Annotated in this window: 12 protein-coding genes and 1 pseudogene; 9 read left to right on the plus strand and 4 right to left on the minus strand. The window is 73.3% G+C overall.

Translation table 11 applies throughout. The annotated features are described in order from the left end of the window. The 5 genes from sucB to ABD207_RS14710 all read left to right on the plus strand — a co-directional run. Nucleotides 1-1007, plus strand: a 1007-nt coding sequence (gene sucB, locus ABD207_RS14690) for a 2-oxoglutarate dehydrogenase, E2 component, dihydrolipoamide succinyltransferase (protein ID WP_344013173.1), incomplete at its 5' end; no start/stop codon positions are given. A 200-nt stretch (nt 1008-1207) separates the two neighbouring features. Further along, nucleotides 1208-1831: a GntR family transcriptional regulator gene (locus ABD207_RS14695; protein WP_344000468.1), complete on the plus strand. Its 624-nt coding sequence runs from the start codon at nt 1208-1210 to the stop codon at nt 1829-1831. Nucleotides 1832-2281: 450 nt separating this feature from the next. Beyond that, nucleotides 2282-4984, plus strand: a complete 2703-nt coding sequence (gene aceE, locus ABD207_RS14700; RefSeq protein ID WP_344013175.1) for a pyruvate dehydrogenase (acetyl-transferring), homodimeric type — start codon at nt 2282-2284, stop codon at nt 4982-4984. Nucleotides 4985-5475: 491 nt separating this feature from the next. After that, nucleotides 5476-6453 carry a helix-turn-helix transcriptional regulator gene (locus ABD207_RS14705; RefSeq protein WP_344013178.1) on the plus strand — a complete coding sequence of 326 codons (978 nt, stop codon included), beginning with the start codon at nt 5476-5478 and terminating at the stop codon, nt 6451-6453. A 79-nt stretch (nt 6454-6532) separates the two neighbouring features. Continuing rightward, nucleotides 6533-7054 carry a DUF4240 domain-containing protein gene (locus tag ABD207_RS14710; RefSeq protein WP_344013180.1) on the plus strand — a complete coding sequence of 174 codons (522 nt, stop codon included), beginning with the start codon at nt 6533-6535 and terminating at the stop codon, nt 7052-7054. A gap of 25 nt (nt 7055-7079) precedes the next feature. On the opposite strand, the gene ABD207_RS14715 is transcribed toward ABD207_RS14710, so the two are convergent. Both ABD207_RS14715 and ABD207_RS14720 read right to left on the minus strand, forming a co-directional pair. Further along, complete coding sequence (locus ABD207_RS14715) at nt 7080-7301, minus strand: hypothetical protein (RefSeq protein WP_344013182.1); 222 nt, start codon at nt 7299-7301, stop codon at nt 7080-7082. Beyond that, nucleotides 7298-8230: a peptidoglycan recognition protein family protein gene (locus ABD207_RS14720; protein WP_425580723.1), complete on the minus strand. Its 933-nt coding sequence runs from the start codon at nt 8228-8230 to the stop codon at nt 7298-7300. The genes ABD207_RS14715 and ABD207_RS14720 overlap by 4 nt, the downstream gene beginning before the upstream one ends. Before the next feature lie 225 nt (nt 8231-8455). Between ABD207_RS14720 and ABD207_RS14725 the strand changes: the two genes are divergently transcribed. Beyond that, nucleotides 8456-9640 carry a MarP family serine protease gene (locus ABD207_RS14725; RefSeq protein ID WP_344013183.1) on the plus strand — a complete coding sequence of 395 codons (1185 nt, stop codon included), beginning with the start codon at nt 8456-8458 and terminating at the stop codon, nt 9638-9640. Nucleotides 9641-9810: 170 nt separating this feature from the next. Here the strand turns inward: ABD207_RS14725 and ABD207_RS14730 are convergent. Then, nucleotides 9811-10296: pseudogene (locus ABD207_RS14730) on the minus strand (GNAT family N-acetyltransferase); the annotation flags it as partial. A gap of 151 nt (nt 10297-10447) precedes the next feature. Between ABD207_RS14730 and ABD207_RS14735 the strand changes: the two are divergent. The 3 genes from ABD207_RS14735 (at nt 10448) to ABD207_RS14745 (ending at nt 13581) form a co-directional block, all read left to right on the plus strand. Further along, entirely contained in the window at nt 10448-11350 is a 903-nt protein-coding gene (locus ABD207_RS14735; protein ID WP_344013185.1) for a TIGR01777 family oxidoreductase, read from the plus strand. 257 nt (nt 11351-11607) lie between these two features. Then, nucleotides 11608-13005 (plus strand): NAD(P)/FAD-dependent oxidoreductase, encoded by a 1398-nt coding sequence (locus tag ABD207_RS14740; protein ID WP_344013186.1) that lies wholly within the window; start codon nt 11608-11610, stop codon nt 13003-13005. Nucleotides 13006-13266: 261 nt separating this feature from the next. Then, nucleotides 13267-13581, plus strand: coding sequence for a hypothetical protein (locus tag ABD207_RS14745; protein ID WP_344000449.1), 315 nt, complete (start codon nt 13267-13269; stop codon nt 13579-13581). Nucleotides 13582-13657: 76 nt separating this feature from the next. Here ABD207_RS14745 and ABD207_RS14750 read toward each other — a convergent pair whose 3' ends face one another. Then, a complete protein-coding gene (locus tag ABD207_RS14750; RefSeq protein WP_344013187.1) occupies nt 13658-13918 on the minus strand; it encodes an SCO2583/SCO2584 N-terminal domain-containing protein in 261 nt (86 codons plus the stop codon). Nucleotides 13919-14070: the final 152 nt, after the last annotated feature.

The raw sequence follows: 14070 nt of genomic DNA on the forward strand, positions 1-14070 counted from the left end.
CCGCGGCTCCCGCCCCGGCCCCGCAGCCGGCCGCCCCGGCTCCGGCGGAGCCTGCCGCCGCCCGGCCGACCGACGAGGGCGCCTACGTCACCCCGCTGGTGCGCAAGCTCGCCGCCGAGAACGGCGTCGACCTGTCCACCGTCAAGGGCACGGGTGTCGGCGGCCGTATCCGCAAGCAGGACGTCCTGGCCGCCGCCGAGGCCGCCAAGGCCGCCGCCGCTGCCCCGGCTCCGGCCGCCGCAGCCCCGGCCGGCCAGAAGAAGACCCCGGTCCTCGAGGCCTCCCCGCTGCGCGGCCAGACCGTGAAGATGCCGCGGATCCGCAAGGTCATCGGCGACAACATGGTCAAGGCCCTGCACGAGCAGGCCCAGCTGTCCTCGGTGGTCGAGGTCGACGTCACCCGCCTGATGAAGCTGCGCGCCCAGGCCAAGGACGCGTTCCAGGCGCGTGAGGGCGTGAAGCTCTCCCCGATGCCGTTCTTCGTCAAGGCCGCGGCCCAGGCGCTGAAGGCCCACCCGGTCATCAACGCCAAGATCAACGAGGCCGAGGGGACCATCACCTACTTCGACACCGAGAACATCGGTATCGCGGTGGACTCCGAGAAGGGCCTGATGACCCCGGTCATCAAGAACGCCGGCGACCTCAACCTCGCCGGTATCGCCAAGGCCACGGCGGAGCTGGCGGGCAAGGTCCGCAGCAACAAGATCACCCCGGACGAGCTGTCCGGCGCGACCTTCACCATCAGCAACACCGGTTCCCGCGGCGCCCTGTTCGACACGATCATCGTCCCGCCGGGCCAGGTCGCCATCCTCGGCATCGGTGCCACGGTGAAGCGTCCGGCGGTCATCGAGACCGAGGACGGCCCGGTCATCGGCGTCCGGGACATGACGTACCTGACGCTCTCCTACGACCACCGCCTGGTCGACGGTGCCGACGCGGCCCGCTACCTGACGGCGGTCAAGGCCATCCTGGAGGCCGGCGAGTTCGAGGTGGAGCTCGGCCTGTAAGCCGCACTCCGCCTGCCCGCATCGGTGCCCCTGCCTGGCGTTTCCGGGCGGGGGCACCGGCGTGTCCGGGGGCGCCCGCAGGGGGTGCGGGCCACTGTGCGACTCGTCTCACCTGCGCGAAAGCACCCTCGCGCGACCTTCACGGGGGGCGCGGCCGCCGTATTGTCTAAACGTCGAAGCCCTCCCTGAAGGAGCCCCCCATGACCGCGCCCGTCATCCACTCGCTGCGCGAGCAGATCCGCGAGCACATCCTGGAAGGGATCATCAGCGGGCGCTGGCAGCCGGGGGAGCGCATCGTGGAGCGGCGGATCGCCACCGAGCTGGAGGTCAGCCAGACCCCGGTCCGGGAGGCGCTGCGCGAGCTGGAGTCCCTGCGCCTGATCGAGTCCGCGCCCAACAAGGGCGTACGCGTCCGCAATCTGACCGCCGCCGACCTGGAGGAGAGCTACCCGGTCCGGGCCGGTCTGGAGGCCATCGCCGCGGAACTCGCGGCCGACCGCCTGGCGGAGGACTGCTCGGCGCTGGAGCCGCACGTGGCCGCCCTCTACGAGGCCGACCGCGCCGCCGACGGCACGGCCCAGGTGCGCCACACGGTCGGCTTCCACCGCGAGCTGGTCCGCGCCGCCGACAACTCCGTGCTGCTGCACACCTGGGAGGGCCTGGGCATCGAGGTGTTCACCGCGCTGTCCATCCGCTGGCTGGGCACGGTGCAGCAGTCCTACGCGGAGGAGCACGAGGAACTGGTCGCAGCCTTCAAGCGCCGCGACCCGCGCATCGCCGACCTGGTCAAGTCCCACGTCCTGGGCTGCGCACCGCGCGCCTGACCGGCCTGCCTTACCGGCCTGCCTGACCGGCCCGAATCCCGGGCCGGGCCCCGAGCCCTACCGGGCCAGGTGCACCCCGGCCGCCGACTGCCGCCGGGAACCTCGGTCAACGCCCGGCACGTGGCGGTGTACTTCCCCGGCCATCAGCACGCCTTCCCCTCCCCTGGTGCTGTGGGCCGCCGAGTGAGCGGACCGTTGCTCAAACGGCGCCATGACCTGCGAAAACCATGGTCCGAAGCGTCACCGGGTGCCACAAACGCAGGCACCGCGTGCCGACTTTCTTGGAATCACGAGGTTTTACCTCGCAAGCCTTTGATCGATCATCGATCAGGGGGTTACAGTCCACGCGAGGCTTGCACCCAAGCCCCTCCGCCCTGTCCTGCCAAAGACCAAGGGCACCCCCGAACCCTTACCGATGAGGGACCCCCTTCGACTGAGGAAGGCGGCGACATGACCGACCCCAACGCCATCCAGCCGAGCGCGCTCGACCAGCTCCCGGACCGGGACCCGGAGGAGACTGCCGAATGGCAGGCCTCGCTGGACGCGGTCGCCAAGGCGGCCGGCCCGCACCGTGCCGCATACCTGATGCGGCGCACGCTGGAGCGCGCCGAGGGCGCCGGCATCGCGCTGCCCAAGCTGCTCGAGACCGACTACGTCAACACCATCCCCACCGCCGCCGAGCCCGCCGTGGACGGCGACGAGGAGATGGAGGCCCGGATCACCGCCTGGAACCGCTGGAACGCGGCGGCGATGGTGACCCGCGGCAGCAAATACGGCGTCGGCGGCCACATCGCCACCTTCGCCTCCGCGGCCTGGCTCTACGAGACCGGCTTCAACCACTTCTTCCGCGGCAAGGAGTCCGACGGCTCCGGCGACCAGCTCTACATCCAGGGCCACGCCTCCCCCGGCATCTACGCCCGCGCCTTCCTCGACGGCCGGATCAGCGAGGAGCAGCTGGACAACTTCCGCCGCGAGGCCGGCGGCAACGGCCTGCCCTCCTACCCGCACCCGCGGCGCCTGCCCTGGCTGTGGGAGTTCCCCACCGTCTCCATGGGCCTCGGCCCGCTCTCCGCGATCTACCAGGCCCGCTTCAACCGCTACCTGACCAACCGCGGCATCAAGGACACCTCCGGCTCCCACGTGTGGGCCTTCCTCGGCGACGGCGAGATGGACGAGCCCGAGTCGACGGCCGCCCTCGCGCTCGCCGCCCGCGAGGAGCTGGACAACCTCACCTTCGTCATCAACTGCAACCTGCAGCGCCTCGACGGCCCGGTGCGCGCCAACTTCAAGATCGTGCAGGAGCTGGAGGCCCAGTTCCGCGGCGCCGGCTGGAACGTCATCAAGACGCTGTGGGGCACCGCCTGGGACGAGCTGTTCCAGCTCGACACCACCGGCGCGCTGGTACGCCGGCTGCGCGAGGTGCCGGACGCGCAGATCCAGACGTACCAGACGCGCAGCGCCGACTACATCCGCGAGGACTTCTTCGGCAAGGACCCGGCGCTCGTCGAGATGGCGAAGCTGCTGAGCGATGACAAGATCCTCGAGTGCTTCCATGTCTCGCGCGGCGGCCACGAGCCGCGCAAGGTGTACGCCGCCTACAAGGCCGCGCTCGCCCACAAGGGCGCGCCGACCGTGATCCTGGCCCAGACGGTCAAGGGCCACACCCTCGGTGAGGGCTTCGCCTCCAAGAACGCCAACCACCAGATGAAGAAGCTGACGGTGGACGAGTTCAAGGCGATGCGCGACCGCCTGGGCCTGCCCATCAAGGACAGCGACTTCGTCGACGGCGTGGTGCCCTACGGCCACCCCGGCGCCGACTCCCCCGAGGTCCGCTACCTGCAGGAGCGCCGCGCCGCCCTCGGCGGTCCGGCCCCGGCCCGCCGCGTCCACCCGGTCGCGCCGCTGCCGGCGCCCGCCGAGAAGGCCTTCGCCGCCTTCGACAAGGGCTCGGGCTCGCAGAAGGTCGCGACCACCATGGCCTTCGTCCGCCTGGTCAAGGACCTGGTCCGCGACAAGGAGACCGGCAAGCGCTGGGTGCCGATCGTCCCCGACGAGGCGCGCACCTTCGGCATGGAGTCGCTCTTCCCGTCCCTCGGCATCTACTCGCCCAAGGGCCAGACGTACGAGCCGGTCGACCGCGACCAGCTGATGTACTACAAGGAGGCCAAGAACGGCCAGATCCTCAACGAGGGGATCACCGAGGCCGGTTCGATGGCCGACTTCATCGCCGCCGCCACGTCGTACGCGACGCACGGCGAGCCGATGATCCCGTTCTACATCTTCTACTCGATGTTCGGCTGGCAGCGGACCGCCGACCAGATGTGGCAGCTCGGCGACCAGCTCGGCCGCGGCTTCCTCGTCGGCGCGACGGCGGGCCGCACCACGCTGACCGGTGAGGGCCTGCAGCACGCCGACGGCCACTCCCCCGTCATCGCCGCCACCAACCCGGCGGCCCTGACCTACGACCCGGCCTTCGCCTACGAGGTCGCGGCGATCGTCAAGGACGGCCTGCGCCGCATGTACGGCGAGACCGCGCCCGGCGAGGACCCCGACGTCTTCTACTACCTGACCGTCTACAACGAGCCGCTGCGGCAGCCGGCCAAGCCGGCCCTGCCCGGCATCGACGAGGGCATCGTCAAGGGCCTGTACCGCTTCAACACCGCGGAGTCGGCGGGCCTGAGCGTCCCGGCCAACGCGCCGCGGATCCAGCTGCTCGGCTCCGGTACGGCGATCCACTGGGCGCTGGACGCGCAGCGGAAGCTGGCGGAGGAGTGGGGCGTGGCGGCCGACGTCTGGTCGGCCACGTCCTGGAGCGAGCTGCGCCGGGACGCCATGGAGGCGGACGAGGCGCTGCTGCGGGGCGAGGAGCGGGTGCCGTTCGTGCGGCGCGCGCTGGCGGGGGCGGAGGGCCCCGTGCTGGCGGTCTCCGACTACATGCGGCAGGTGCCGGACCAGATCGCGCAGTGGGTCGAGCAGGACTGGTCCTCGCTGGGCGCGGACGGCTTCGGCCTCTCCGACACGCGCGAGGCGGCCCGCCGCCACTTCGGCGTCGACGCGGAGTCCATCGTCGTCGCCTCCCTGGCCCAGCTCGCCCGCCGCGGCGAAATCAAGGCAACGTCCCTGAAGGAAGCCCGCGAGAAGTACGGCCTGTAGGCCACCGACGGGGTGCACCCCGGTGGGAGTACGCCTCCCCGGGGGCTCCGCCCCCGGCCCCCCGGGCCCATGCCCACCCACCACCCGACTCACTCGGCCGAAACGCCGAAACGCCGGACGGCAATCCCACGCCGTCCGGCGTTCTCACATCACCAGCCCCTCGAAGGCGGCCACCGCCGCACTGTTGCTCTGCCGTTCGCAAGTCGGGGTTCGGGGGGCGGAGCCCCGGGGCGGGTTCGGGGGCCAGCCCCCGAGGCGGGGAGCCACGGCGCAGCCCCAAGTGGCGTCCGGGACGAAAGCCCCGAAGTGGGAGGGCCGGGCGCGCAGCCCCCGAGGCGGGGAGCCACGGCGCAGCCCCAAGTGGCGTCCGGGACGAAAGCCCCGAAGTGGGGGTCCGGGGGCGGAGCCCCCCGGGGGTGGGACGGGTAGGGGCGGCGGGGGCGAGGGAAGGAGGCGGGGCCGGTGTCGGAGGGGAGCGGCATGATGGGCGCATGCGTGCTGCTCGGCTCATCAAGATGGTGCTGCTGCTTCAGAACCGCGCCTCCATGACCGCCGCCGAGCTCGCGCGGGAGCTGGAGGTGTCCGAGCGCACGGTGACCCGGGATGCGCAGGCGCTGTCCGAGGCAGGGGTGCCGGTGTACGCGGACCGGGGCCGGGCCGGGGGCTACCGGCTGGTCGGCGGCTACCGCACCCGGCTGACCGGCCTGGCCCGCAGCGAGGCCGAGGCCCTGTTCCTCTCCGGCGTACCGGCCGCACTGAGGGAGATGGGGCTGGAGGACGCCGCCTCGGCGGCACGGCTGAAGGTGTCGGCCGCCCTCCTCCCCTCCCTGCGGGACGCCTCCCGCACCGCCGCCCAGCGCTTCCACCTCGACGCCCCGAACTGGTTCCGCGAGCCGAAGACACCGGAACTGCTGCCCGCCGTGGCGGACGCGGTGTGGGACGACCGCCGGATCACCGCCCGCTACCGCCGCGGCGAGCACGAGGTGCGGCGCGAACTGGAGCCGTACGGGCTCGTGCTGAAGGCGGGCGTCTGGTACCTCTGCGCCCGCGTCGCCGGACGCGAGTCCTGTCGCGTCTACCGCATCGACCGCTTCACCTCCGTCGAGCCGGGCGAGGACCGCTTCGAGCGCGCTGAGGACTTCGACCTGCCCGCGTTCTGGGAGGAGCGGGCGGAGCAGTTCGCCCGCTCGATCCTGCGCGCCGAGGTGGTGGTGCGGCTGTCGGAGGAGGGCGCCCGCCGGCTGCCGCACGCCGTGGACCCGATGTCCGCCCGGGAGGCCCTGGCCGCGGCGGGCGAGCCGGACCAGGACGGCTGGGTGACGCTGACCCTGCCGGTGGAGTCCGAGGAGGTCGCCCACACCCAACTGACCGCGCTCGGAGCGGAGGTGGAGGTGCTCGCCCCCGAGAGCCTGCGCGAGCGCTTCGCCGCGGAGGCGGCCCGCCTGGCCGAGCTGTACCGCCCCCGGTGAGCCCCACGGGCGCATCCGGCAATCCGATCCCTGCACTCCGGGTGCGTCCCCGGTCCCCAGGGCCGATGCTGGAGCCGTGATGGACGAAGCGCAGTTCTGGGAGCTGATCGACGCCGCCCGCGAGGACGCCGGGGGTGACCCCGAGGAGCAGGCAGACCTGCTGGTGGAGCGGCTGGTGCAGCTGGACCCGGAGTCCGTGCTGGACTTCGCCCGTCACTTCGAGTCCCGCTATCACCGCGCCTACACCTGGGACCTGTGGGGCGCCGCCTGGGTGCTGCTGGACGGCGCCAGCGACGACGCGTTCGACTTCTTCCGCTGCTGGCTGATCGGCCAGGGCCGCGAGGTGTTCGAGGGCGCCCTGCACAACGACCCGGACGAGCTCGCCGAGTTGCTCGACGACTTCGACGAGGAGATCGACGGCGACGGCGAGGAGCTCGGCTACGCGGCGGACGAGGCGTACGAGCAGCTCACCGGGACCGTGGCACCCGATCTGGAGCTGCCGCCCGCGCCGGGGGAGCCGGCCGGCACCCCGATCGACTTCGAGGACGACGCCGCGCTCGCCGAGCGCTACCCCCGCCTGTGGTCCCGCTTCCGCAGCTGAACGGACACCGGGGCCACGGGCGTCCTCACGGATGCGGGCCGCCGCCCAGCGCGCCCGCGCCCGCCTTGTCGCGGTCCTCGGCGAGCGCCTGATGGCGCGGGGCGGCATTGGCCTGCATGAGGGTGGACGCCGTGTGGGCCGCCGGGCCCAGGACGACGGCCGCCGCGGCGCACAGCGCCGACCACGGGCCGCGCAGGACGTCCGCCCAGCTGGTACTTCGGGGACGCGGGTCGTTGCCGGTGTTCATCGGCCCCACCTCGGTTCTGCTGCTGTGACGTCCGCCGGTGATGGCGGTACGGCGTACCGGTCGTCGCCCGCCCGGCCGGCGCCGGGCACCGCCTGAGCGGTGGCGGGCCGGCCCTGGAAGCGGGCGGCGAGTGCTCTGATCTCGGGCAGCCGGGCGTGCAGCGCCGCGCCCGGGCAGTCGGTCATGTAGCCGTCGCTGTGGCCCGCGAGGGCGGGAAGGGTGGCGGTGGTGCCGGCCGCGTACCGGCTGCCGCCGTTGCTGGAGACCAGCCGCACCTCGCCGCGCGGGTCGGTGCCGGACGTGCCGAGCTTCCAGGCGGCCACCGCGGCGATCGACCGCAGCATCTCCTCCGGCACCTCGACCCCGGCGGTGAACGTGCCGAGCGCGGCGATGCCCGTGGTGCGGTGGTTGAAGCCCTGGGTGTGCGCCCCGGTGACGGGCCGGTCGACGCCTCCGGCGCGGCCCTCGTAGATGGTGCCGCAGCGGTCGACGACGAAGTTGTAGCCGAGGTCGTCCCAGTCGCGGCCGGCGGTCTGCCCCTCGTAGAGGGAGCGGATGATGCGGGGCGCGTCGGCGCAGTCGTAGCCGTTGGGCGAGTCGGTGTGGTGGATGAAGACGGCGACGACCTTGTCGTCGTAGCGCGGCGGCGGCTGCTCGCGCTGCGCGCCGGCCAGCCAGACGGAGCGGGGCTGGACCGGCGGGCGGGGCGCGGTGAACGCGGGCGGGGTGGGGCCGGTGGCCCCGGCCGGGCGTCCGGCGGCGTTCTCCACGCCGTACGCGCACAGCACCAGTGCGGCGGCCGCGGCGGCCCCCGGCAGACAGGCCAGCGTCACCGTGACGGCCCGTGGCAGACCCGGGGTGCCGGGCCCGCCGGATATCCGGGAGGCGCGGCGTCTTCGCTCCCCCCGTGATCTCCTGACGAAACGCATGGGACCACTGTGAGTCCGATCGCCGCCGCCCGCGATGTGTGTTCTGCCACCTGGTGGAACCATCGTCCGGGTGCGCGTCGTTTTCCCGTGTGCATGCGTGTGAGGCCGCCGCGTCCGGCGGCCGGCCGCGCGCGTGGCTGATCACAGGGCCGCTCCCCCACGTATGAGAGGTCCCGTAGGCCGCTCCCGCGCGGAACGTGCCGGCCCGAGAGAAAGGCGACGTGCGTGGAACTGCTCGACATCCTGCTGGCGCTGGTCGTCCTGGCCTACGCGGCCTCCGGTTACCGGCGCGGGCTGCTGGCCGGCTGTGTGTCGCTGGCGGGGTTCGTGGGCGGTGCGGTCGTCGGTGTGTGGATCCTGCCGTGGGTGATGGACCTGGTCACGCCGGGCACCACCAGGGCGACACTGACGGCCGTGGTGACGGTGCTGGTGCCGGCGGCGGTGGGCCACGAGCTGGCGGGGCGGCTGGCGCTGCGGCTGCGCCGGGAGCTGGACCGGGGCCCGCTGCGGGTGGCGGACGGCGTCGGCGGGGCGGTGGCCAACTCGGTGGCGGTGCTGATCGTGGCGTGGGTGGCCGCGTCGGTGCTGGCCGTCTCCTCGTCACCGCTGATCACCTCGGCGATCCGGGACTCACGGGTGCTCGGCGCGGTGCACGACGCGATGCCGGACACCACCCCGGCGTGGTTCTCCCGCGCCACCTCGGCGCTGACCGAGGCGGGCTTCCCCCAGGTGTTCAACCCGTTCGAGAGCGAGTCGACCGCCGAGGTCGCCGAGCCCTCCGGGGACAGCGTCACCCCGGCGGCGACCAGGGCGGCGCAGCGCAGCACGGTGAAGGTGGAGGGCGTCGCCGGCACCCAGGGCCGTGAGGGCAGCGGCTTCGTGTACGCGCGGGAGCATGTGATGACCAACGCGCATGTGGTGGCCGGGATCGACGAGCCGACGGTGCGGGTCGGCGGCGTGGGCCGGACGTACCAGGCGCGGGTGGTGCTGTTCGACCCGCAGAAGGACGTGGCCGTGCTGTACGTGCCCGGTCTGCGGGCGCCGGTGCTGCGGTTCGAGCAGGACGCCGACCGGGGCGACTCGGCGGTGGTCGCCGGGTATCCGCAGGACGGCGATCTGAATCTGCAGGCGGCCACGGTCGCGGGCCGGGTGCAGGCCAGGGGCCAGAACATCTACAACGACGGGACGGTCACCCGCGAGATCTACTCGATCCGTTCCACGGTCCGCCCCGGCAACTCCGGCGGCCCGCTGCTGACCACCGACGGCCGGGTGTACGGCGTGGTGTTCGCCCGCTCCACCTCGGACGCCGAGACCGGCTACGTGCTGACGGCGGCCGAGGTGGCCGACGAGGCCCGGCGCGCACAGCAGGCCACGGCGCCGGTGGACACGGGCGAACTGGTCACCTCCTAGCGCCCGCCCCGGTCTCTGTCGCTGTCGCTGCCGGGTGAAGGCGGCCCTGCCGTCCCCGTCTCCGTCCCCGTCTCCGTAGTCTCCGAGGTCTCCGGGGTCTCCGGGGTCTCCGGGGTCTCCGGGGTCTCCGGGGTCTCCGGGGTCTCCGGGGTCTCCGGGGTCTCCGGGAGCAGCGACTGCCCCATCAGCACGTCGTCGACGTACCGGCCGTCCACGTGGAACTCCCCCGGCTGGACGCCCTCGACGACGAAGCCCTCGGACTCGTAGAGGGCGCGGGCGGGCGCGTTGTGCCCGAGGACGCGCAAGGTGATGCGGCGGAAGCCGCGCGCCCGGGCGTCGGCGACGGCGGCCCGCAGCAGCGCCCGGCCGATGCCCTTGCCGCGGACCTCCTCGGCGACGGCGAGGCCGCGGATCTGCCGCACGTGCGCGTTGGACGCGAGGGGCGTCGGATGCCCGAGCCGCACAAAGCCCACGATCCGGCCGTCGTACTCGGCGACGAGATGGTCGCCGGGCCCGGCGTGCTCGCGGAAGAAGGGCTCGTACGGGGGCCGGGGCGGCGGGGTGACCGCGTGCAGCGGTGACCAGGTGTCGCGGTCGAGTCGGGCCAGTTCCGCCTCGTCGTCGGGGCGTGCGGTGCGTATCAGCGGCTCGGACATGAGCGTCACTGTATTCCGGGCAACGACCGTCCCCCATCTGCTTTTCCGCGTACGTCCAAGCAGCCCCTCCGCGTACCTCGGCACGCCCCGGCCGTACCTCCCCGTGCCTCTCCCGCGTGCCTTTCTCAGGGCGCGGGGGAGGATGAGGTCCATGGAAGCTTCCCGAATCGCGGTGGCCGGCGGCTCCGGTCTCATCGGCAGCGCCCTGGTGCGGTCCCTGACGGCGGACGGGCACCGGGTGGTGCGTCTGGTGCGGGGCGCGCCCCGGGGGGCGGACGAGGTCCGCTGGGATCCCGAGCGGGGCACGGTGGACGCGGACGGGCTGGCGGGCTGCGCCGCCGTGGTCAATCTGGCCGGGGCGGGGGTGGGCGACCGGCGGTGGACGCCCGAGTACAAGGCGCGGATCCGGACCAGCCGGGTGCGCGGCACGGCCGCGCTGGCCGAGGCGGTCGCGGGGCTGCCCGAGGAGGTGCGGCCCCGGGTGTTCGTCAACGGCAGCGCGATCGGCTACTACGGCGAGACCGGCGACCGGATCGTCGACGAGAGCGCGCCGCCCGGGGAGGGTTTTCTGCCGCAGGTGTGCGTGGAGTGGGAGGGCGCGACGGCGCCGGCCCAGGAGGCGGGCGTGCGGACGGTGTTCGCCCGGACCGGTCTTGTGGTGGCGCGCGGGGGCGGGGCCTGGGGGCGGCTGTTCCCGCTGTTCCGTGCGGGGCTCGGCGGGCGGCTGGGCAGCGGCGGCCAGTACTGGTCCTTCATCGCCCTGCACGACGAGGTGGCCGCGCTGCGGCATCTGCTGGACCGGGAGGATCTGTCCGGTCCGTTCAATCTGACCGCCCCTGAGCCGCTGACCAACCGTGAGATCACCGAGGCGATGGCCCGGGTGCTGCGCCGGCCTGCGGTGTTCACAGTGCCTGCGCCGGTGCTGCGCGCGGTGCTGGGCGAGATGGCCGGGGACGTGCTGGGCAGTGCCCGGGTGATGCCGAAGCGGCTGCTGGAGTCCGGCTTCCGGTTCGCCTTCCCGGACATCGAGGGGGCGATCCGGGCGGCGCTGTGAGGAGCGGGAACGGGGGCGCCGTGCGCCGGGACGGAGGTGACGCCCAATGACCGTACCGGTGCGTCCTGCGCCGGGACGGACGTGACGCCCGACGACCGTACGGGTACGTCCGTGCGACCGTCGTGCGCCCGTGCCCCCGTCGATGCGCGACCCCCGGCGCCCGATCACGCCTCTAACCTCGAGCAGAACTCGGGTATTCCTTGGGCGTGTTGAGGGCATGACCCGTCCAGCGTCCGCGCAACCTCGAGGAGGGGCACGTGCTTGAGCCCACGTACCAGGCGGACGTCGTCGTCGTGGGGGCCGGGATCGCCGGACTCGCCGCGGCGCGACGACTGACCAGCGCAGGCATCACCACCACGGTCCTGGAGGCCGCCGCCACGGTGGGAGGCCGCATGGCGACCGAGAAGGTCGACGGCTTCCGGCTGGACCGGATGGGGCAGCTGCTGTCCACGGCCTGTCCGGAACTGCGTCAGGCCCCGGGGCTGGAGGGGCTGGTCCTGCGCCCGTTCGCCCCCGGAGTCCTGCTGCACAGCGACGGCCGGCATCACCGTGCCGGCGTACCGGCGGGCGCGGGGGGCGCAAGGGGCGCACTTCATGCGGTGCGCGCCCTTGCCGGCGCCCCCCGGTCGGGGTCCGCGCCACGGCGGCCGGTCGCGGTGCCCGGCTGGCAGGTCTCGCTGCCGCGGAGCCGTACCGGAGCCCCGCTGGGCACGGCGGTCGACCAGGCCCGGCTGGGTGCCGCGTTCACCAGGCTGGCGGGCACTCCGGTGGAGCGGCTGCTGGCCCGGCCCGAACTGACGGCCGCCGAGGCACTGGTGGCGCGCGGCCTGCCGGCGCGCACCATCGACGGCTTTCTGCGTCCCCTGCTGGCCGCGCTGCTGTGCGACCCGGATCTGACCACCTCCAGCCGGTGCGCGGACCTGGCGCTGCGCGCCTTCGCGAGCGGGCGGCTGTGCCTGCCGGAGGGGGGCGCCGAGGCGCTGCCGGAGCTGCTGCTGCGCGGCCTGCCGCCGGCCACGGTGCACACCGGGGTCCGTGTCACCTCCGTCTCGACGACCTCGGTGACCACGGAGGAGCACGGCGAGTTCCGCTGCCGTGCGGTGCTGATCGCGACGGACGCGCGGTCCGCGGCCGAGCTGCTGCCCGGCCTGCGGGTGCCCGACGCGCATCCCGTGACGGTGCTGCACCACACCACCGACGAGCCGCCCGGCACCGGCGCCTCGCTCCTGCTGGACGCCGACCGGGGCGGGCCCGTCGCCCACACCGCGGTGGTCAGCCGGGTCGACCCCACCCGTGCCCCCGCCGGGCGCACGCTGATCTCCTCGACCGTCCTGGGGCACGCCACGCCCCACCTCGACACGTCCGTACGCCTGCATCTGGCCCGGCTCTACGGCACGCCGACGGCCCGCTGGGAGACCCTCGCCGTCCATCACACCGCCGAGGCCGTCCCGATGATGCGCCCGCCCCACGACCTGCACCGCCCGGTGCGCCTGCTGGCGGGCCTGTACGTGTGCGGCGACCACCGGGACACCAGCACCGTCCAGGGCGCCCTGCACTCGGCCCACCGGGCATCGGAAGCGATCCTCACGGACCTGGGAGCCGGCCGCTCCCTGCACATCGCGGACCCGGAACCAACCGTGCCGCGAGCTGCCTAGGCACGCGGGGCCGGGGTGATGCCGACACCCTCACCCCGGCCCCGTACCACCCACCCCGTGTTCGATTTCCCACACCACCCCACCACCCCCGCCAGCCCCCGCACTGCACCCCCAAACCGCCGCTCCACCTGGGCATTTGACGACTCCTCACGCTCCCCGATTGTCAGTGCCGGGCAGTAGAATTGAGGAAGTGTTCGAGGGCGGGCACCGGGGTCGCCGAGGTCTCCGGCGGGCCGCCCTCACCGCGACAGGAGGATGCCTGTGCCCGCTGCCGCACTGAAGCCGAAGCCCCTGCCCACCCAGTCCACCGCCAAGCGTCCCGTCCTGCTCGAGATGCCCTGCGCCCCCGTGGAGAAGCGCCCGCTGCCGCCGGGCCGCCCGCGCCAGTGGTACATCACCCACAACCGCCGCCTGAAGGCGATGCGCCTGGCCATCGCCCTCCTCGACTCCGGCGTCTACCTGCCCGAACAGGCCCGCAACGAGACGATACGCAGCACCGCCGAGCTGATCGGCGTCCACCCGCCGTCGGACACCACCTGCCACATGGTCCGCGCCTTCATGCGCTACAACCGCTGACAGCGGACGGCGAAGAGGTCGGGGCGGGGCCGGTATCGGCCCCGCCCCGACCTCACACCGTCAGTACGGCCGGACATCAGTACGGCTGGAAATCGAGGTAGCCGAGGAGGATGATCACCAGGGCGACGGCGCCGAGGACCACGGCTGTGGACACCCAGGAGGAGCGGCGGCGCACTCGGGAGGTGTGCTCCGGGTCGGCGCGGAAGGGGACCGGGCCGGGCGGGTCGTGCTTCCAGCGGGCAGCGAGCATGCGGGCCCGGGCCGAGGGCTCCTTGTGCTGCGCCTGCTCAGCCCACTTGAGATCGAACTCCCGCTCCTCGTGGTCCCTCTCGGACATCCCCGTCGCCTTCCTCGAACAACCGTGTCAGTCCCATGGTCCCTCGCACGGGCAGTGAACGGGAAGGTTCCGGACAGACGAGGGACACGAGACGACGGACGCGACGGCGCCCCGCCTGCCGGATACCGGGGGCGGGGCGCCGTCGACGGATC

The organism is Streptomyces thermospinosisporus (assembly GCF_039526425.1).
Lineage (GTDB): Bacteria > Actinomycetota > Actinomycetes > Streptomycetales > Streptomycetaceae > Streptomyces > Streptomyces thermocarboxydovorans.

Coding starts and splice junctions, on each gene's coding strand:
- ABD207_RS14695 (WP_344000468.1), top strand. CDS start 1,208: ATGACCGCGCCCGTCATCCACTCGCTGCGCGAGCAGATCCGCGAGCAC.
- aceE (WP_344013175.1), top strand. CDS start 2,282: ATGACCGACCCCAACGCCATCCAGCCGAGCGCGCTCGACCAGCTCCCG.
- ABD207_RS14705 (WP_344013178.1), top strand. CDS start 5,476: ATGCGTGCTGCTCGGCTCATCAAGATGGTGCTGCTGCTTCAGAACCGC.
- ABD207_RS14710 (WP_344013180.1), top strand. CDS start 6,533: ATGGACGAAGCGCAGTTCTGGGAGCTGATCGACGCCGCCCGCGAGGAC.
- ABD207_RS14715 (WP_344013182.1), bottom strand. CDS start 7,301: ATGAACACCGGCAACGACCCGCGTCCCCGAAGTACCAGCTGGGCGGAC.
- ABD207_RS14720 (WP_425580723.1), bottom strand. CDS start 8,230: ATGCGTTTCGTCAGGAGATCACGGGGGGAGCGAAGACGCCGCGCCTCC.
- ABD207_RS14735 (WP_344013185.1), top strand. CDS start 10,448: ATGGAAGCTTCCCGAATCGCGGTGGCCGGCGGCTCCGGTCTCATCGGC.
- ABD207_RS14750 (WP_344013187.1), bottom strand. CDS start 13,918: ATGTCCGAGAGGGACCACGAGGAGCGGGAGTTCGATCTCAAGTGGGCT.